Raw genomic sequence first — 21853 nt, forward strand, 5'->3', positions numbered from 1 at the left:
ATGAGCCACGAGCTGTCGAAGCGGATCGCCAACCTCTCACCGGAGAAGCGCGCCGAGTTGCTCAAGAAGATGGCCGCTCAAAAGGCCACCGCGGGCAACTCCGTGCAAGGCCTCATCCCGGTGCAGGACCGCTCGCGGCCCTTGCCCCTGTCCTTCGCCCAGCAGCGCCTCTGGTTCATTGATCAGCTCCAGCCCGGCACGTCCCTCTTCAACGTGCCCATGGCGGTGCGCCTGGAGGGCGCACTCGACGTGGCCGTCCTGGAGCGCGCGCTGCGCGAAGTGGTGCGCCGTCATGAAGTGCTGCGCACCACCTTCCGCGAGGACGCGTCCGGCCCCGTGCTGGTGGTGTCGCCGGAGCCCGTGCTCACCCTGGAGCGCAAGGCGCTCACGGGCTCGCAGCCAGAGGACGTGTGGCGTCTGGCACGTGAAGAGGCCGCGCGGCCCTTCGACCTCGCGAAGGGCCCGCTGCTGCGCGCGCTGCTACTGACGTCGGCACCGGCAGAGCATCTGCTCGTCGTGGTGGTGCACCACATCATCTCCGACGGCTGGTCCATGACGCTGCTGGTGCGCGAGGTGGCGCTCCTCTACGGGGCCTTCGCGCGAGGCCAGGCAGCGCCCCTGCCGCCGCTGGGCATCCAGTACGCGGACTTCGGCGTCTGGCAGCGCGAGTGGATGCAGGGCCCCCGGCTGGAGAAGCAGCTCGATTACTGGAAGCGTCAGTTGGCCGAGGTGCCTTCCGCGCTGGAGCTGCCCACCGACTTCCCCCGCCCCGCGACGCGAGATGGCCGAGGCGCCCGGCATGACGTGCTGCTGCCGCGCGAGTTGACGGACGCACTCAAGGCCCTGGCGCAGCAGGAAGGCGCTTCCCTCTACATGGCGCTGCTGACGGGCTGGCAGATGCTGATGGCCCGCTACTCCGGCCAGGAGGACGTCACCGTCGGCTCTCCCATGGCGGGCCGTACTCGCGGCGAGGTGGAGGGCCTCATCGGCCTCTTCGTCAACGCCCAGGTGCTTCGCACCCGCGTGACTGGCACGGCTTCATTCCGCACCCTGCTGCGTCAGGTGCGGGAGACGGTGCTCGGTGCCCAGGAGCACCAGGAACTGCCCATCGAGCGGCTCGTGGAGGAGTTGAAGCCCGAGCGCATCCCGGGGCGCACTCCCTTCTTCCAGGTGATGCTCACCTACCAAGCCTCCTTCCGCGGCGCCGCCACCGTCGAGGGCGTCAAGCTGGAGGCCCTGGAGCTCGATACCTTCTCCGCCAAGTTCGACCTCACCCTCCAGGTGCTGGAAACGGACGCCGGCCTCAAGGGCTATCTCGAATACACCACCGACATCTTCACCGCCTCCACCGCCTCACGCATGGCCGAGCACCTGCGCGTGCTCCTGCAGGAGGCCATCGCGAAGCCGGATCAGCGCGTGTCGTCGCTGCAGTTGCTCGCGGCGGATGAGCGCCAGCAGATGTTGGTGGATTGGAACGCCACGCGGGCGCCGTTCCCTGAAGCGTGCATGCACTCGCTCTTCGAGGCGCAGGTGCGCCGCGCTCCTGACGCGGTGGCCGCTGTCTTCGAGGGAGTGCAGCTGACGTACGCGCAACTGGACGCGCGCGCCAATCAGCTTGCCCATGCCCTGCGCCGCCGTGGCGTGGGCCCGGAGGTCCGCGTCGCACTCAGCGTCGAGCGGTCCCTCGACGTCGTCATCGGCCTGCTCGGCATCCTGAAGGCCGGTGGCGCCTGGGTGCCCGTGGATCCGCTTCTTCCCCGCGAGCGTCTGGCCTTCATGCTGGAGGACAGCGCGGCCCAGGTGCTCGTCACCCAGCAGCCGCTGGTGGACCGCTTCCCCGAAGCACTGCATGCCCGCGCCCTCTGCCTGGATACGGAGCGCGAGTCCCTGGCGCAGGAGCCAACGGATGCGCCCGTGACGGGTGTAACGCCCGCCAATATGGCGTACCTGCTCTACACCTCGGGCAGCACGGGGACGCCCAAGGGCACGGCGGTGGAGCACCGCAGTGTCGCCAACCTCGTCACCCATGAAGCGGTGGCGTACGGCATCGGCCCCGGCAGCCGCGTGTTGCAGTTCGCCAGCCTCAGCTTCGACCTCTCCGTGGAGGAGATTTTCACCACGCTCTGCAACGGCGCCACGCTGGTGCTGGCCCCGTTGGAGAAGTTGATGCCGGGCGCGCCTCTGCCCGTGCTGCTGCGTGAGCAGGAGCTGAGCGTCGTCAGCCTCACCCCCGCGGCCCTGGCAGCGACATCCTCCGAGGGCCTGCCCAAGGTACGCACCGTCATCTCCGGCGGCGAAGCCCTGCCTGCGGACGTCGTCGCGCGCTGGGCTCCGGGACGGCGCCTGCTCAATACCTACGGCCCCACCGAAGCCACCGTCATCGCCACCTTCGGTGAGGTGGTGGCGGATGGAGAAGTGCCGTCCATCGGCAAGCCGCTGGCGAACGTGTGCGTCTACGTGCTGGACCCTCACGGGCAGCCGGTGCCCGTGGGAGTGCGCGGTGAGTTGCACATCGGTGGCGTGGGCGTCGCGCGCGGGTACGCGGGCCGGCCGGGCCTCACCGCCGAGCGCTTTGTGCCGGACGCCTTCTCCGGTGAGGAAGGGGCTCGCCTCTACCGCACGGGCGACGTGGTGCGCTGGCGCGCGGATGGCCAGTTGGACTTCATCGGTCGCATCGACGCGCAGGTGAAGGTCCGCGGCTTCCGCATCGAGCTGGGCGAAGTCGAGAACGCCCTGCGTGCAGCCCCAGCCGTGAAGGACGCCGTCGTGCTCGCCCGCGAGGATGCTCCGGGCGAAAAGCGACTCGTCGCCTACGTCGTCGGTGACGCTCTCGACGTCACCACGCTCCGCGCCCACCTGAAGCAGCACCTGCCCGAGTACATGGTGCCCGCCGCCTTCGTCTCCATGGAGGCGCTGCCGCTGACGTCCAACGGCAAGGTGGACCGCAAGGCCCTTCCTGCTCCGGATGCGGGCGCGCTCCGGGCGTCACACGCCTACGAGGCCCCGGCGACGCCGCTGGAGGAGAAGCTCGCGACCCTCTGGAGCGAAGTGCTGCGCGTCCCCACCGTGGGCCGCACCGACAACTTCTTCGAGCTGGGGGGCCACTCCCTGCTCGCCACGCAACTGGTGGCCCGCGTGCGCGCGGCGCTCGACATGGAGCTGCCGCTTCGTGCCCTCTTCGAAGCCCCCACCATCGCCGCACTGGCCGAACGCCTCCAGCGCGCCGCGACCGGCACGCGCCTGCCCTCCCTGACGCGCACGCGCACCGAAGGCCCGCAGCCGCTCTCCTTCGCGCAGCAGCGCCTCTGGTTCCTCGACCAGCTGACCCCGGACGACGCGTCCTACAACCTGCCCGTCGCCCTGCGCCTCCTGGGCCGCCTGGATGTCGAGGCCCTGCGCCGGGCCTTCGAAGCCCTCGTGGCGCGCCATGAAGCGCTGCGCACCACCTTCTTCGAGGAAGAGGGTCAGCCCTTCCAGCGCATCCATCCTCCGGCCCCATGGGCGCTCCCCGTGCAGGACCTCTCTTCCCTCGATGAGTCCGCGCGAGAGGAAGAGACGTTGCGGCTCGCTACCCGTGAAGCCCGGCAGCCCTTCAACCTCGTCCGAGGGCCGCTGCTGCGCACGGCCCTTCTCAAGCTCTCAGCCGAATCCCACGTCCTCCTCGCGACGATGCACCACATCGTCTCCGACGGCTGGTCCATGGGCGTCCTCATCCGCGAACTGGCGAGCCTCTATGAGTCCTTCAGTGGCGGCCGGGCTCCCTCCCTGCCACCGCTGCCCGTGCGATACGCGGACTTCGCCGTCTGGCAGCGTCAGTGGCTCCAGGGCGAAGCGCTGGAGTTCCAACTCCGCTACTGGAAGCATCAGTTGGCGGGTGCGCCCGCGGCATTGGAGCTGCCCACCGACCGCCCGCGTCCGGCCGTCCAGTCCCTGCGCGGCGCCACGATGCCCGTGCACTTCCCTTCGCAGCTGACGGACTCGCTGCGCGGCCTCGCCCAGCGTGAAGGCGCCACGCCCTTCATGCTGCTGCTCTCCGCCTTCCAGCTGCTGCTCTCCCGCTACTCCGGCCAGGACGACATCTCCGTCGGCTCCCCTATCGCCGGCCGCACCCACGCCGAGGCCGAAAGCCTCATCGGCTTCTTCGTCAACACGCTCGTCCTGCGGTCCCAGGTGGATCCGCAGGCGACATTCCGCGAACTGCTGGCCCAGGTGAAGGCCACCACGCTCGCCGCCTACGAACACCAGCACGTCCCCTTCGAGAAGCTGGTCGAGGTCCTCCAGCCCGTGCGCGACCTGAGTCGCAGCGCGCTCTTCCAGGTGATGCTCGTCCTGCAGAACGCACCCGCTGAAGCGCTGCGCGTGCCAGGCCTGGCCTTCCAGCCCATCCCCCTGGAGGGCAACTCCTCCCGCTTCGACCTGTCCCTCACGCTCTTCGAGGTGCCCCAGGGCCTCACCGGTTTCATCGAGTACAGCACCGACCTCTTCGATGCCTCCACCGTCCAGCGTCTCGTGGGCCACCTGGGCGTCCTGCTGGAGGCCATCGCCGCGCAGCCGGAGGCGACGCTCGCGAGCCTGCCCCTGCTCACGGCGCAGGAGCGCCAGCAACTCCTTGTCGACTGGAACCGGACGGACGTGGAGTTCCCCCGCGACACCTGCTTCCACGAGGCCTTCACCGCCCAGGCCCTTCGCACGCCGGAGGCCCTGGCCGTCATCTGCCGCGACCAGCAGCTCACGTTCCAGGAGCTGGATGCGCGCTCCAACCAACTGGCCCACCGGCTGGTGAAGCTGGGCGTCGGGCCCGACGTGCGCGTGGTGCTGTGCGTGGATCGCTCCGTGGAGGCGCTCGTCGGCATCCTGGGCATCCTCAAGGCCGGCGGCGCCTATGTGCCCCTGGACTTCCGCTACCCGCGCGAGTGGCTCGCCCACGTCCTCTCCGACACCGGCGCGCCCGTCGTCCTCACGCAGCAGCGCGTGCGTGACGTGCTGCCCCAGCACACGGCCCACGTCGTCCTCCTCGACCCGGACGCGGCGGAGCTCGCGGCCGAGTCCCGCGAAGCGCCCGGCGTGGCCGTCTCCCCCGAGCACCTGGCCTACATCATCTACACCTCCGGCAGCACCGGCCGTCCCAAGGGCGTGATGATCCAGCACCGCTCCGTGATGAACCTGCGGCAGGGGCTGGCCAACACCGTGCACCAGGGCCGGAGCGCGGGGGAGCGCGTCAGCGTCAACGCACCGCTGTCCTTCGACGCCTCCGTCCAGCAGCTCGTCCAGGTGCTCGATGGCCACACCCTCTGCATCGTCCCGGAGGAGGCCCGCGCGGATGCCGGTGAGCTGGTGAAGCGCATCGGGCAGGACGCGCTGGAGGTCCTCGACTGCTCGCCCGCGCACCTGCGCATGCTGGTGGATGAAGGGCTGCTGGAGAAGGACGTCCTCCCCCAGCGCGCGTTGGTGGGCGGCGAGGCGGTGGACCCCGGCACGTGGAGCAGCCTGGCCCAGCACCCACGCCTGCGCGCCTTCAACGTCTACGGCCCCACCGAGTGCACCGTCGACGCCACCGCCTGCGCCTTCGACGCTTCCGCCACGCCCACCATCGGCCGGCCCCTGTCCAACGTCCGCGCGTACGTGTTGGACAAGTCCCTGCGCCCGGTGCCCATGGGCGTCGCGGGCGAGCTCTTCCTGGGAGGCGAAGGCGTCGCGCGCGGCTACCTCAACCGCCCCGAGCTGACGGCGGAGCGCTTCATCCCCGACGCCTTCTCCTCCACCCCGGGCGCTCGCCTCTACCGCACCGGCGACGTCGTGCGCTGGCGTGCGGACGGGATGCTCGACTACCTGGGCCGCGCGGACTTCCAGGTGAAGGTCCGCGGCTTCCGCATCGAACTGGGCGAAATCGAGTCCACGCTCCTCAAGCATCCCCAGGTGCATGCCGCCGTGGTGCTCGCGCGCGAGGACAGCCCCGGCGACAAGCGGCTCGTGGCCTACGTGGTGCCCACGGAAGGCACCGGCTCCGCCCTGACGGCGGACATCCTCAAGGACTGGCTCAAGCAACACCTGCCCGAGCACATGCGCCCCTCCGCGTTCCTGGTGCTGGAGGCGCTGCCGCTCAACGCCAACGGCAAGGTGGACCGCAAGGCGCTGCCCGCGCCCCAGGCAGTCGCGCCCAAGTCCACCTACGTCGCGCCGCGTACGCCCGCCGAAGAGCAGCTCGCGGCCCTCTTCACGCAGGTGCTGCGCGTGGAGCGCGTGGGCATCCACGACGACTTCTTCGCCCTGGGTGGACACTCGCTGCTGGCCACCCAGCTCGTCTCGCGCGTGCGCGCCGCGTTCCGCGTAGAACTGCCGCTGCGGGCCCTCTTCGAAGCGCCCACCGTGGCCACGCTCGTCGAGCGCCTCAATGCCCAGACGCCGAGCCTGCGCCCCCCTCCGCTCACCCGGATCCAGGCGGACGGCCCGCAGCCCCTGTCCTTCGCCCAGCATCGTCTCTGGTTCCTGGATCAGCTCACGCCGGGCGACGCGTCCTACAACATCCCCACGGCGCTCCGGCTGACAGGCCCGGTGGACGTGGAGTCGCTGCGCCGCGCCTTTGAAGCGCTGGTCGCTCGCCACGACGCCCTGCGCACCACCTTCCGCGAAAGCCAGGGGCAGGCCACCCAGCACATCCACACGCCCGGCACCTGGGCGTTGCCGCTCATCGACCTCTCCACGCAGCCCGAATCGCGGCGCGAAGACGAGGCACAGCGGATGGTCGAGGCGGCGGCGCGTCAGCCGTTCGACCTGCGAAACGGCCCGCTGCTGCGCACCGCGCTCGTGCGGCTGGCGGCGGAAGAGCACCTGCTGCTCGTGACGATGCACCACATCGTCTCCGACGGCTGGTCCATGGGCGTGCTCGTCCGCGAGCTGGTGACCTTCTACGAGTCCTTCAGCAGCGGCCAGATGCCCGCGCTGCCCCCGCTGCCGGTGCAGTACTCGGACTTCGCGGCGTGGCAGCGCGACTGGCTCCAGGGCGAAACGCTCGACGCGCAGCTGGGCTACTGGAAGCAGCAGCTCGCAGGGGCTCCGGCCACGCTGGAGCTGCCCACGGATCATCCCCGCCCGGCCATCCAGTCCCACACGGGCGCGACGCACGCCGTGAGGATTTCCCAGGCGACGTCGGAAGCACTCAAGGCGCTGGCGCAGCGTGAAGGCGCCACGCCCTTCATGGTGCTGCTCGCGGCCTGGCAGGTGCTCCTGTCGCGGTACTCGGCGCAGGACGACATCACCGTGGGCTCGCCCATCGCGGGCCGCACGCAGGCGGAGACCGAAGGGCTCATCGGCTTCTTCGTCAACACGCTCGTGCTCCGCGCACGCGTGACCCCGGAGGACACCTTCCGGGAGCTGCTGGCCCAGGTGCGAGGCACGACGCTCGCGGCCTACGAACATCAGCACGTGCCCTTCGAGAAGCTGGTGGAGGCCCTCCAGCCCGTGCGGGACGCGAGCCGCAGCCCGCTGTTCCAGGTGATGTTCGTCCTCCAGAACGCCCCGGGAGAAGCGCTGCGCGTGCCAGGCCTCACCTTCCGGCCGGTCGCCGCCGAAAGCCACTCCGCCAAGTTCGACCTCACCCTGACGTTGCAGGACTCACCGCAGGGGTTCACCGGCTGGATGGAATACAGCACCGCCCTCTTCGAGCGGAGCACCATCGAGCGGATGGACAGCCACCTGCGCACGCTGCTGGAGGCCGTGGCCGCGAAGCCCGAGCAGCCCATGGCCGAGCTGTCCCTCCTCTCCCGAGAGGAGCGCCAACGCGTCCTTGTGGAGTGGAATGACACGGCCGCCGTCAGCCCGACGGACGTCCCGGTCCACGTCCACTTCGCGCGGCAGGCGCAGCGCACGCCCGACGCGGTGGCCCTGGTGCTGGGAGATGCGACGCTGACGTATGCGCAACTGGACGCGCGCGCGAACCAGTTGGCCCATCACCTGCGGGCCCTCGGCATCGTCCCGGGTGCGCGCGTCGGCCTCGCCGTCGAGCGCTCCTTCGAGCTGGTGACCGCGCTCCTCGCCATCCTCAAGACGGGGGCGGCCTTCGTGCCGGTGGACCGCAATGCGCCCGTCGACCGCATCGCCATGTTGCTGGAGGACGCGGACGTAGGCGTGGTGGTCACGCACCAGCCCTTCGCCTCACTGCTGCCCGCCTCCGGCACTCGCGTCTGGATGGATGCCCAGTCCGCGGAGATCGCCGCGCTGCCCACGCATGCACCGGATGTCCGCGTGGACGGTGAAGCCCTGGCCTACGTGATGTTCACCTCGGGCTCCACGGGCCGCCCCAAGGGCGTCAGCGTGCCGCACCGGGGCATCACCCGCCTCGTGCTCGGCAGCACCTTCATGCGCTTCGGGCCTGACGAAGTCTGGCTCCAGTTCGCACCCGTCGCGTTCGACGCGTCCACGCTCGAAATCTGGGGTGCGCTACTGCACGGCGCGAAGCTCGTCCTCGCTCCGCCGCATTCCCTCTCGCTGGAGGAACTGGCCGCGCAGGTTCGCCACCACCGAGTGACGTCGCTCTGGCTCACCACCGCCCTCTTCGAGCAGATGGCCCTGCACCAGGGTGAAGCGATCGCGGGCGTGCGTCAGGTCCTCGCCGGTGGCGACGTGCTGCCCGCGGACCGCGTGCGCGAGCACCTGGGCCGCCTCTCCGAAGGCGCGACCTTCCACAACGCCTACGGCCCCACGGAGAACACCACCTTCTCCACCACCCTCACCATGCGGCACGGCATGCGCGTGGAAGGCGCCATCCCCATTGGCCGTCCGATCTCCAACTCCACCATCTACGTGCTCGACGCGCACCTGCACCCGGTGCCCGTGGGTGTCGCCGGTGAGGTGTACGTGGGCGGCCAGGGCCTCGCGTGGGGCTACCTGAACCGCGCGGACCTCACCGCGGAGCGCTTCGTCCCCCATCCCGTCGCCACCACGCCGGGCGAGCGCCTCTACCGTACGGGCGACAAGGCCCGCTGGAAGGCGGACGGCACGCTCGACTTCCTGGGCCGCCTGGACTTCCAGGTGAAGGTGCGTGGCTTCCGCATCGAGCTGGGCGAAATCGAAGCCGCCCTGCGCGCACTCCCGGGCGTCAACGAGGCCGTTGTCGTGGCCCGGGGCGCGGACGCGGGCAAGCGCCTCGTCGGCTACGTCACCGCTCGCGCGGGCGCCTCGCTGGACGTGGACCTCCTCCGGGCAGACCTCAAGCAGCACCTGCCCGAGTACATGGTGCCGTCGGCCTTCATGGTGCTGGACACGCTGCCCCTCAACGCCAACGGCAAGGTGGACCGCAAGGCCCTGCCGGAGCCCGAGGAGACTTCTCGCGCCGCCTTCGTCGCGCCGCGCAACCCGACCGAAGAGCAGCTGGCCACGCTCTTCGCCGAAGTCCTCCGCGTGGAGCGGATCGGCATTCACGATGACTTCTTCGCCATGGGAGGCCACTCGCTGCTGGCCACCCAGCTCGTCTCTCGCGTGCGGGCCACGCTGGGGCTGGAGCTGCCCCTGCGCGCGCTCTTCGATGCGCCGACCGTGGCCGCCCTCGCCCTGAAGCTTGAGGACACACGGCCCGCGGCTACCCGGGGCGCGCCCGCGATCCTGCCGGTGCCACGCACCACGGGAGCCATCCCGCTCTCGTTCGCCCAGCAGCGGCTCTGGTTCCTGGATCAGCTCACGCCGGGCGATGCGTCGTACAACATTCCCTCCGCGCTCCGGCTCAAGGGGCCGGTGGACGTGGAGTCGCTGCGCCGCGCCTTCGAGTCCCTGGTCGCGCGTCACGAGTCCCTGCGCACCACCTTCCACGAGCACGAAGGCCAGGCCACGCAGCACATCCACCTGCCGGACGCGTGGACGCTGCCGCTCGTGGACCTCTCCGCGTTGCCCGACATGCAGCGCGAAGACGAGGCCCAGCGACGGATCGCGAAGGAGGCCAATCAGCCCTTCCATCTGGAGCGCGGGCCGCTGCTGCGCACGACGCTGGTGCGGCTGGCGGAGGAGGACCACTTCCTGCTCGTGACGATGCACCACATCGTCTCAGACGGCTGGTCCATGGGCGTGCTCGTCCGCGAGCTGGTGGCCTTCTACGAGGCCTTCACCTCCGGCCAGACGCCCACGCTGGCCCCGCTGCCGGTGCAGTACGCGGACTTCGCGGAACGTCAGCGCCAGTGGCTCCAGGGTGAAGCGCTGGACGCGCAGCTGGGCTACTGGAAGCAGCAGCTCGCGGGCGCGGCCTTCGCTCTGGAGCTGCCCACCGACCATCCGCGTCCGGCCATCCAGTCCCACCAGGGCGCGGCCGTCTCCGTCCGGATTCCCCAGGCGACGTCTGAAGCGCTCAAGGCGCTGGCGCAGCGTGAGGGCGCCACGCCCTTCATGGTGCTGCTCGCGGCGTTCCAGGTGCTCCTGTCGCGCTACTCCGCGCAGGACGACATCACCGTGGGCTCGCCCATCGCCGGCCGCACCCAGGCGGAGACCGAGGGCCTCATCGGCTTCTTCGTCAACACGCTCGTGTTGCGTGCTCACGTCCAGCCGCGGTCAACCTTCCGTGAGCTCCTCTCCCAGGTGCGCGGCACGACGCTCGCGGCCTACGAGCACCAGCACCTTCCGTTCGAGAAGTTGGTGGAGGTCCTCCAGCCCGCGCGAGACGCGAGCCGCAGCCCGCTGTTCCAGGTGATGTTCGCCCTCCAGAACGCCCCGGTTGGAGACCTGCGCATTCGCGGCCTCACCTTCCAGCAGGTCACCACCGAAGGGCGCTCCGCGAAGTTCGACCTCAATCTGGCGATGCAGGACTCACCCCAGGGCTTCGTGGGCTCGCTGGAGTACAGCACCGCCCTCTTCGAGCGGAGCACCATCGAGCGGATGTGCAGCCATCTGCTCACGCTGCTGGAAGCCGTGGCCACCAGGCCTGAGCAATCCGTGGCCACCCTGCCCCTCCTCTCCAGCGACGAGCGCCGGCAGATCCTCGTGGAGTGGAATCCCCCGGCAACGCAGGCGCCGCGTGAGCCCAGCATCCCCGCGATGGTGGAAGCCCAGGTACGTCGCACGCCGGACGCGCTGGCCGTCATCACGCCGGAGCGGCAGCTGACGTACCGCGAGCTGGATGCGAAGGCGAACCAACTCGCGCACCGGCTACGAGGCCTCGGCGTAGGGCCCGAGGTTCGCGTCGGCCTGTGTGTCGAGCGCACTGAAGACCTCGTCATTGGAGCACTCGGCATCCTCAAGGCCGGTGGCGCCTACGTGCCGCTGGATCCCAGCTACCCGCGTGAGCGTTTGGGCTGGCTGCTGGAAGATGCCCAGGGCCCCGCTCTCGTCGCCCACTCGCATCTCTTGCAGGCGCTGCCTGAAACCTCCGCCACGCCGGTGTGTCTCGACTCGGATGCGGAACTGACGAAGCAGCCGACGACGGCGCCCTCAGTGGACATCCACCCCGGACACCTCGCCTATCTCATCTACACCTCCGGCAGCACCGGCCGCCCCAAGGGCGTCGCCATCTCGCATGGCAATGCCGTGGCGTTCCTCCACTGGGCCTTGGAGACCTTCTCACCGGAGGAACTGAAGGGAACGCTCGCCGCGACGAGCCTCAACTTCGACCTCTCCGTCTTCGAACTCTTCGCGCCTCTCTCCAGTGGCGGTGCGGTGGTGGTGGCGAAGAACGCCCTGCACCTGGCGGAGCTGCCTACGGCGTCCCACGTCACCCTGGTCAACACCGTGCCCTCCGCCATGGCGCAACTGCTGCGCCTGGGCGCGGTGCCTCCCAGCGTGCGCGTCATCAACCTCGCCGGTGAGGCCCTGCCCGAGACATTGGCGAAGCAGGTCTACGCGGTGCCTACGGTTGAGAAGCTCTACAACCTCTACGGCCCGTCCGAGGACACGACCTACTCCACGGCCTCTCTCGTCGGCCGTGACGAAGTGCCTCTCATCGGCCGTCCCCTGCCCGCGACGCGGGCCTACGTGCTGGACGCTTCACTCCAGCCGGTGCCTGTCGGTGTCGCTGGTGAGCTGTACCTCGCCGGCGAAGGCCAGGCGCGTGGCTATCTGCTGCGCCCGGAGCTCACGGCAGAGCGCTTCCTGCCGGAGCCCTACGGTCCTCCCGGTGGCCGCATGTACCGCACGGGCGACCGCGTCCGTTACCGCCTCGACGGGCGCCTGGAGTACTTGGGCCGCTTGGACTTCCAGGTGAAGGTGCGTGGCTTCCGCATCGAGCTGGGCGAAATCGAAGCCGCCCTGCGCGCCTTCCAGGGCGTCAACGAGGCCGTCGTCGTGGCCCGGGGCGCGGACGCGGACAAACGCCTCATCGGCTATGTCACCGCTCGCGCGGGCGTCTCGTTGGACGCGGACGCGCTCAAGGCCCAGCTCCGGCGGAGCCTGCCTGAGTACATGGTGCCGTCGGCCTTCATGGTGCTGGACGCGCTGCCCCTCAACGCCAACGGCAAGGTGGACCGCAAGGCCCTGCCGGAGCCCGAAGAGACCGCGCGCACCGTCGCCTACGTCGCACCGCGCACCGCCAACGAGAAACAGTTGGCGGCCCTCTTCACCGAGGTCCTCCGGGTGGAGCGCGTAGGCCTCCACGATGACTTCTTCGCGTTGGGAGGCCACTCGCTGTTGGCCACCCAGCTCGTCTCGCGCGTGCGGGCCACGCTGGGGCTGGAGCTGCCCCTGCGCGCGCTCTTCGATGCGCCGACCGTGGCCGCCCTCGCCCTGAAGCTCGCGGATGCACGGCCCGCGGTGGCCCGGGGTGCGCCCGCGCTCCGGCCCTCCTCACGCACGGGGGCCATTCCGCTCTCGTTCGCCCAGCAGCGCCTCTGGTTCCTGGATCAGCTCACGCCGGGCGATGCGTCGTACAACATTCCCTCCGCGCTCCGGCTCAAGGGCCCGGTGAACGTGGAGTCGCTGCGCCGCGCCTTCGAGTCCCTGGTCGCGCGTCACGAGTCCCTGCGCACCACCTTCCACGAGCACGAAGGCCAGGCCACGCAGCACATCCACCTGCCGGACGCGTGGACGCTGCCGCTCGTGGACCTCTCCGCGTTGCCCGACATGCAGCGCGAAGACGAGGCCCGGCGACGGATCGCGAAGGAGGCCAACCAGCCCTTCCACCTGGAGCGAGGGCCGCTCCTGCGCACGACGCTGGTGCGGCTGGCGGAGGAGGACCACTTCCTGCTCGTGACGATGCACCACATCGTCTCAGACGGCTGGTCCATGGGCGTGCTCGTCCGCGAGCTGGTGGCCTTCTACGAGGCCTTCACCTCCGGCCAGACGCCCACGCTGGCCCCGCTGCCGGTGCAGTACGCGGACTTCGCGGAACGTCAGCGCCAGTGGCTCCAGGGCGAAGCGCTGGACGCACAACTGGGCTACTGGAAGCAGCAACTCTCGGGCGCGGCTTTCGCGCTGGAGCTGCCCACCGACCATCCGCGTCCTGCCATCCAGTCCCACCAGGGCGCGGCCGTCTCCGTCCGGATTCCCCAGACGACATCCGAAGCGCTCAAGACACTGGCGCAGCGTGAGGGCGCCACGCCCTTCATGGTGCTGCTCGCAGCGTTCCAGGTGCTCCTGTCGCGCTACTCCGCTCAGGACGACATCACCGTGGGCTCGCCCATCGCCGGCCGCACCCAGGCGGAGACCGAGGGCCTCATCGGCTTCTTCGTCAACACGTTGGTCCTGCGCACGCGCGTGGCGCCGGAGGAGTCGTTCCGCACGCTGCTCGCCCAGGTGCGCGGGACGACGCTGGCGGCCTACGAACACCAGCACCTGCCGTTCGAGAAGCTGGTGGAGGTCCTCCAGCCCGTCCGGGACACGAGCCGCAGCCCCCTGTTCCAGGTGATGTTCGCCCTCCAGAACGCCCCGGTTGGAGAGCTGCGTGTCCGCGGCCTCACCTTCCAGCAGGTCACGACCGAGGGGCGCTCCGCGAAGTTCGACCTCAACCTGGCGATGCAGGACTCGCCCCAGGGCTTCGTGGGTTCGCTGGAGTACAGCACCGCCCTCTTCAAGCGCGGCACCGTGGAGCGGATGGCCCGCCAGCTGCTCACCCTGCTGGAGGCCGTGGCCACCAGGCCCGAGCAGTCCGTGTCCGGGCTGTCCCTCCTCTCCAGCGAGGAGCGGCAGCGCATCCTCGTGGAGTGGAACGACACCACCGTCGCCAGCCCCACGGACATCCCCGTCCACGTCCACTTCGCCCGGCAGGCGCAGCGCGCGCCCGAGGCCGTCGCCCTCGTCCTGGGAGAGGCCTCGCTGACCTATGGCCAGTTGGACGCGCGCGCGAACCAACTGGCCCACCATCTGCGCGAGCTCGGCATCGCGCCGGGTGCGCGGGTCGGGCTCGCCGTCGAGCGGTCCTTCGAGCTGGTGACGGCGACCCTCGCCATCCTCAAGGTGGGGGCCACCTACGTCCCCGTGGACCGCAATGCGCCCGTGGAGCGCATCGCGTCCCTGTTGGAGGACGCGGACGTCCACTTCATCGTCACCCACCAGCCCTTCGCGGCCCTGCTGCCCGCCACCGGCACCCGCGTCTGGCTGGATGCGCAGCGCGACGTCATCGCCACGCGGCCCACCCATGCCCCCGACGTCCGCGTGGACGGCGAGGCCATGGCCTACGTGATGTTCACCTCCGGGAGCACCGGCCGCCCCAAGGGCGTCTGCATTCCGCACCGGGGCATCACGCGAATGGTGGTCGGCAGCACCTTCATGCGCTTCGGCGCGGACGAGGTCTGGCTCCATGTCGCCCCCATCGCCTTCGACGCCTCCACGCTCGAAATCTGGGGCGCGCTGCTGAATGGCTCGAAGCTCGTCCTCGCGCCGCCCCACTCGCTGTCGCTGGAGGAGCTGGCCGAGCTGCTGCGCCGCCACGGCGTGACGACGCTGTTCCTGACGACCGCGCTCTTCGAGCAGATGGCCCTGCACCAGGGTGAAGCGCTCGCGGGCGTGCGCCAGATCCTCTCCGGTGGCGACGTGCTGCCCGCGGACCGAGTGCGAGAACACCTGGCCCGCATCCCCGAAGGCGCGACCTTCCACAACGCCTACGGCCCCACGGAGAGCACCACCCTCGCCACCACCTTCGCCATGGGGCATGGCTCGCGCGTGGAAGGCGCCATCCCCGTCGGCCGGCCGCCCTCCAACTCCACGGTCTACGTGCTCGACGGGCACCTGCACCCGGTGCCCGTGGGCATCGCCGGTGAGGTGTACGTCGGTGGCCAGGGCCTGGCCTGGGGCTACCTGCACCGCCCGGACCTGACCGCGGAGCGCTTCATCCCCCACCCCTTCGCCACGAAGCCCGGCGAGCGCCTCTACCGCACGGGCGACCAGGCCCGCTGGCGGGATGACGGCACGCTCGACTTCCTGGGCCGCGTGGACCTCCAGGTGAAGGTGCGTGGCTTCCGCATCGAGCTGGGAGAAATCGAAACCGCGCTGCGCTCCGCCGCTGGCGTCAACGAAGCGGTCGTGGTGGCCCGGGGCACCGGCGCGGACAAGCGCCTCATCGGCTACGTCACCGCGCGCGCGGGCCATTCGCCGACACCGGAGACGCTCCGGGCAGGCCTCAAGCAGCGGCTGCCGGAGTACATGGTGCCGTCGGCCTTCATGGTGCTGGACGCGCTGCCCATCAACGCCAACGGCAAGGTGGACCGGAAGGCCCTGCCGGAGCCGGGGAACACGGCCCGGAGCACCGCCTTCGTCGCGCCGCGCACCACGACCGAGGAGCAGCTGGCCACCCTCTTCGCCGAGGTCCTCCGGGTGGAGCGCATCGGCGTGCGGGACGACTTCTTCGCCATGGGAGGCCACTCGTTGCTGGCCACCCAGCTCGTCTCGCGCGTGCGCTCCACCTTCCGTGTGGAGCTGCCGCTGCGGGCCCTCTTCGAGGCGCCCACGGTCGAAGGCCTCGCGCCGAAGCTCGAGGAGGCCCGGTCCGCCGGGCTCCGCGCACCGCCCCTACGGCCACTGCCGCGCGAGGGCGCCATTCCGCTGTCCTTCGCCCAGCAGCGCCTCTGGCTGCTGGATCAGCTCCAGCCGGGAGACATCTCGTACAACATCCCCACCGCCCTGCGGCTGACGGGACAGGTGGACATCGAAGCCCTGCGCCGCGCCTTCGAAGCGCTGGTGGAGCGCCACGAATCGCTGCGCACCACGCTCACCCCGTCGCAGGAGGAGCCGTCGCAATGCATCCACGCTCCCTCCGGTTGGGAGCTGCCCGTCATCGACCTGACAGCCCTACCTGAGTCGCGGCGGGAGGAAGAGGCCCAGCTCGCGGCGGCCACGGAGGCACGGCGTGCCTTCGGCCTCTCCACGGGCCCGTTGCTGCGCAGCACGCTGGTGCGGCTGGCGGCCGAAGAACACCTGTTGCTGGTGACGATGCACCACATCGTCTCCGACGGCTGGTCCATGGGCGTCCTCGTCCGCGAGGTGGCGGCCTTCTATGAGGGCTTCGTCACGGGCCAGAGGCCCTCGCTTCCGCCGCTGCCGGTGCAGTACGCGGACTTCTCGATGTGGCAGCGAGGCTGGCTCCAGGGTGAGGCCCTGGACGCGCAGCTGGGCTACTGGAAGAAGCAGCTCGGGGGAGCACCTTCCGCGCTGGATCTGCCCACGGACCACCCGCGTCCGCCGGTGCAGTCGCGTCGGGGCGCCACGGTGGACGTGCGCATTCCGTTGGAGGTCTCGCAGGCCCTGAAGACCCTGGCCCAGGATGAAGGCGCCACGCCCTTCATGCTGTTGCTCGCGGCCTGGCAGCTGCTCCTGTCACGCTACTCCACGCAGGACGACATTAGCGTGGGGACGCCCATCGCCGGCCGCACGCAGGCGGAGACCGAGGGCCTCATCGGCTTCTTCGTCAACACGCTGGTGCTGCGCGCCCATGTGCAGCCGCAGGCGACCTTCCGTGAGCTCCTCGCGCAGGTGCGCCGCACGACGCTCGCGGCCTACGAGCATCAGCACGTCCCCTTCGAGAAGCTGGTGGAGGTCCTCCAGCCTTCACGTGACTTGAGCCGCAGCGCGCTCTTCCAGGCGATGTTCTCCCTGCAGAACGCGCCCACCGAAGCGCTCCGCGTGTCCGGGCTGTCCTTCCAGAGCGTCCCGGTGGACACCCGGTCCTCCAAGTTCGACCTCACGCTCACCCTCGGCGAGTCGCCCCAGGGCTTCGGCGGGACACTGACGTACGCGACGGACCTCTTCGATGTGTCGACGGTCCAGCGCATGTCCGGTCATCTGGGCGTGCTGCTGGAGGCCATCGCCGCCCAGCCGGACGCGACGCTCGCGAGCCTGCCGCTGCTCACCGCTCCGGAGCGGCAGCAGTTGCTCGTCGATTGGAATGGGCCCAGCGCGGAGTTCCCCCGAGACCTCTGCCTCCATGAGGCTTTCAGCGCCCAGGCCCTTCGCACGCCTGATGCCCTGGCCGTCATCTGCCGTGAGGAGCAGCTCACCTTCCGTGAGTTGGAAGTCCGCGCCAATCAGCTCGCTCACCGGCTGGTGAAGCTGGGCGTTGGCCCCGACGTGCGCGTCGTGCTGTGCGTGGAGCGCTCCGTGGAGGCCCTCGTCGGCATCCTCGGCACTCTCAAGGCCGGTGGCGCCTACGTCCCCATCGACCCCAGCTACCCGCGTGAGTGGCTTGCTCACGTCCTCACCGACACCAGCGCTCCTGTCGTCCTCACCCAGCAGCGCCTGCGCGACTCGCTGCCTCCGCACTCCGCGCACACCCTCTGCCTGGACTCCGACGCCGCGGACCTGGCTCTTGAGTCGCAGGGCGCTCCGGTGACGTCCGTCTCGGCGGAGCACCTCGCCTACATCATCTACACCTCGGGCAGCACCGGCCGTCCCAAGGGCGTGATGATTCAGCACCGCTCCGTGCTCAACCTGCGCGTCGCGCTCGCCGCCACCGTGCACGCCGACGCGCAGCCTGGGGAGCGCGTCAGCGTCAACGCGCCGCTCTCCTTTGACGCCTCCGTCAAGCAGCTCATCCAGGTGCTCGACGGCCACACCCTCTGCATCGTCCCCGACGAAGCTCGCGCCGACGTCAGCGAGTTGGTGAATCGCATTGGCCAGGACGCGCTGGACGTCCTCGACTGCTCTCCGGCCCACCTGCGCCTGCTGGTGGATGAAGGCCTCCTGGAGCGCAAGGCCATCCCCCACCGCGTCCTCGTGGGTGGCGAAGCCGTGGACCCCGCCACCTGGCGTCACCTGGCCCAGGCTCCGCGCCCTCGCGTCTTCAACGTCTACGGCCCCACGGAATGCACCGTCGACGCCACCGCCTGCGCCTTCGACGCTTCTCCCACCCCCACCATCGGCAGGCCCCTGCCCAACGTCCGCGTCTACGTGCTCGACCGCACGCTGCGCCCCGTTCCCGTGGGCGTCGCCGGTGAGCTCTTCATCGGCGGTGCGGGCGTCGCTCGTGGCTACCTCAACCGCCCTGAGTTGACGGCGGACCGCTTCATCCCGGACGCCTTCTCCTCCACGCCCGGTGACCGCCTCTACCGCACCGGCGACGTCGTGCGCTGGCGCGCGGACGGCATGCTCGACTACCTCGGCCGTGCGGACTTCCAGGTGAAGGTCCGCGGCTTCCGCATCGAACTGGGTGAGATCGAGTCCCGCCTGCTGGGACACCCCGCCGTGCATCAAGCCGTCGTCCTCGCCCGCGAGGACGTGCCCGGAGACAAGCGACTCGTCGCCTATCTCGTCCCCGAGGCGGGAGAGTCCCTGGACTCCACCGAGCTGCGCACCTTCCTCAAGCAGCACCTGCCTGAGTACATGGTGCCCTCCGCGTTCCTCGTACTGGAGGCCTTGCCGCTCAACACCAACGGCAAGGTGGATCGCAAGGCCCTGCCCGCGCCCCACAGCGATGCGCTCGCCTCCACCTACGTCGCGCCGCGCACGCCCGCCGAGGAACAGCTCGCGGCCCTCTTCACGCAGGTGCTGCGCGTGGAGCGCGTGGGCGTCCACGACGACTTCTTCGCCCTGGGAGGCCACTCCCTGCTGGCCACCCAGCTCGTCTCGCGCGTGCGAGCCACGTTCCGCGTGAATCTGCCGCTTCGGGCCCTCTTCGAAGCCCCGACGGTCGCGACGCTGGCGGAGCGGCTCCAGGCGGCCACGCCGAACCTCGACCTGCCCGCGCTCACCCGAGCCTCACATGACGGTCCGCTGCCGCTGTCCTTCGCGCAGCAGCGGCTGTGGCTGCTGGATCAGCTCCAGCCTGGGGACGCCTCGTACAACATCCCCACCGCGCTCCAGCTCTCGGGACAGTTGGATGTGGAGTCACTGCGCCGTGCCTTCGAAGCGCTCGTCCATCGCCACGAGGCCCTGCGCACCACCTTCCACGAGCACCAGGACCAGCCCATCCAGAACATCCACGCGCCCAGTGGATGGGCACTGCCGCTCGTGGACCTCTCCGCCCGGCCAGAAGCACTGCGGGAGGAAGAGGCGCGGCGACTGGCCAATGAGGAAGCGCGTCGTCCGTTCGACCTTTCGAAGGGCCCGCTGCTGCGCAGCACGCTGGTGCGCCTGGCCGAGGACTTCCACCTGCTGCTCGTGACGATGCACCACATCGTCTCCGACGGCTGGTCCACGGGAGTGCTCGTCCGGGAAGTGGCGGCCTTCTACGCGGCCTTCTCCACGGGTCAGTCGCCCTCGCTCCCGCCGCTGCCCGTGCAGTACGCGGACTTCGCGACGTGGCAGAGGAACTGGCTTCAGGGCAAGGCACTCGATGCGCAGATCCACTTCTGGAAGCAGCAGCTCTCCGGAGCCCCCGCCGCGCTGGAGATGCCCACGGACCACCTGCGGCCGCCCGTGCAGTCGCACCGGGGCGACTCGGTGGACGTGCGCATTCCCAAGCACATCGCGGATGCCCTCAAGGCCCTCTCCCAGAAGGAAGGCGCCACGCCGTTCATGACGTTGCTGGCGGCGTTCCAGGTGCTGCTGTCGCGCTACTCCGCGCAGGATGACGTCAGCGTAGGTACGCCCATCGCGGGCCGCACGCAGGCGGAGACCGAAGGCCTCATTGGCTTCTTCATCAACACGCTCGTGCTGCGCGCCCGACTGAACCCGCGTGCGACGTTCCGGGACCTGTTGACCCAGGTGCGAGGCACGACGCTCGCGGCCTACGACCATCAGCACCTGCCGTTCGAGAAGCTCGTCGAAGCCGTGCAGCCCGCGCGCGACCTGAGCCGCAGCCCGCTCTTCCAGGCCATGTTCGTCCTGCAGAACACGCCCACCGAGGCGCTGCGCCTGCCGGGCCTGGCCTTCCAAGCGCTGCCCCAGGAAGCCCACTTCGCGAAGTTCGATCTCTCCCTGGGCCTGCGCGAAGGCGGGGACGGATTCGTCGGCACGCTGGAGTACGCGACGGACCTGTTCGACACGGCGACCATCCAGCGGATGGCCAGGCACTTCGGCGTGCTGCTGGAGGCCATTGCCAAGAAGCCGGACACGAAGCTTGGTGACCTGCCGCTGCTCACGGATGCAGAGCGTCAGCAACTCCTCGTCGAGTGGAATCCGGCTGCCCCGTTGATGCCGCGTGAGAGCAGCATCGCCGCGATGGTGGAAGCCCAGGTGCGTCGCACGCCGGACGCGCTGGCCGTCATCACACCGGAGCGGCAGCTGACGTACTGGGAGCTGGACGCGAAGGCCAATCAGCTCGCTCACCGTCTGCGCGGCCTGGGCGTCGGGCCTGAAGTGCGCGTCGGCCTGTGCGTCGAGCGCACCGAGGACCTCGTCATCGGAGCGCTCGGCATCCTCAAGGCTGGTGGTGCCTACGTGCCGCTGGACCCCAGCTATCCGCGTGAGCGTTTGGGCTGGCTGCTGGAGGATGCCCAGGGCCCCGCCCTCGTGGCGCATTCGCACCTCTTGCAGGCGCTGCCCGAAACCACCGCCACGCCGGTGTGCCTCGACTCGGACGTGGATCTGGCGAAGCAGCCGACAACGGCGCCCTCGCTGGACATCCACCCGGGCCACCTTGCCTACCTCATCTACACCTCGGGCTCCACGGGCCGTCCCAAGGGCGTCGCCATCTCGCATGGCAATGCCGTGGCGTTCCTCCACTGGGCCCTGGAGACCTTCTCACCGGAGGAACTGAAGGGAACGCTCGCCGCGACGAGCCTCAACTTCGACCTCTCCGTCTTCGAGCTCTTCGCCCCGTTGAGCAGCGGTGGCGCGGTGGTGGTGGCGAAGAACGCCCTGCACCTGGCCGAGCTGCCCACCGCTGCGCACGTCACCCTGGTCAACACGGTGCCCTCCGCCATGGCGCAACTGCTGCGCCTGGGCGCGGTGCCTCCCAGCGTGCGAGTCATCAACCTCGCCGGTGAAGCCCTGCCCGAGACGTTGGCCAAGCAGGTCTACGCCGTCCCGACGGTTGAGAAGCTCTTCAATCTCTATGGCCCGTCCGAAGACACCACTTACTCCACGGCATCCATTGTCGGCCGTGACGAGGTGCCCCTCATTGGCCGTCCCCTCCCTGCGACGCGTGCCTACGTGCTGGACGCTTCGCTGCAACCAGTGCCCGTGGGTGTCGCCGGTGAGCTGTACCTCGCCGGTGATGGCCAGGCGCGTGGATACCTGCTGCGTCCGGAGCTCACGGCAGAGCGCTTCCTGCCGGAGCCCTACGGTCCTGCCGGTGGCCGCATGTACCGCACGGGCGACCGCGTCCGGTATCGCATCGACGGGCGGCTGGAGTACCTTGGCCGCATCGACTTCCAGGTGAAGGTGCGCGGCTTCCGCATCGAGCTGGGCGAAATCGAAGCGGCCCTTCGTCGCGCTCCGGGCATCAAGGACGTCGTCGTCATCGCCAAGGGCGAAGCCGCCGACAAGCGCCTCGTCGCCTATGTCTCTCCCAAGGCAAATGCCTCGCTGGAGGTGGAAGCTCTCAAGACGCACCTGCGTCAGGGCCTGCCCGAGT

The 21853-nt window shown here is 69.8% G+C and carries 1 protein-coding gene (only partly in view); it reads left to right on the plus strand.

The window, feature by feature from the left end:
• Positions 1–21853, plus strand: partial view of a non-ribosomal peptide synthase/polyketide synthase gene (locus JYJ93_RS29955; protein ID WP_206797988.1) — the 5' portion only. 7496 nt of this gene lie beyond the right edge of the window; only the first 21853 of its 29349 coding nucleotides appear in the window; it begins with the start codon at positions 1–3; the stop codon falls past the right edge of the window.

The organism is Corallococcus sp. NCSPR001 (assembly GCF_017309135.1).
Classification (GTDB): domain Bacteria; phylum Myxococcota; class Myxococcia; order Myxococcales; family Myxococcaceae; genus Corallococcus.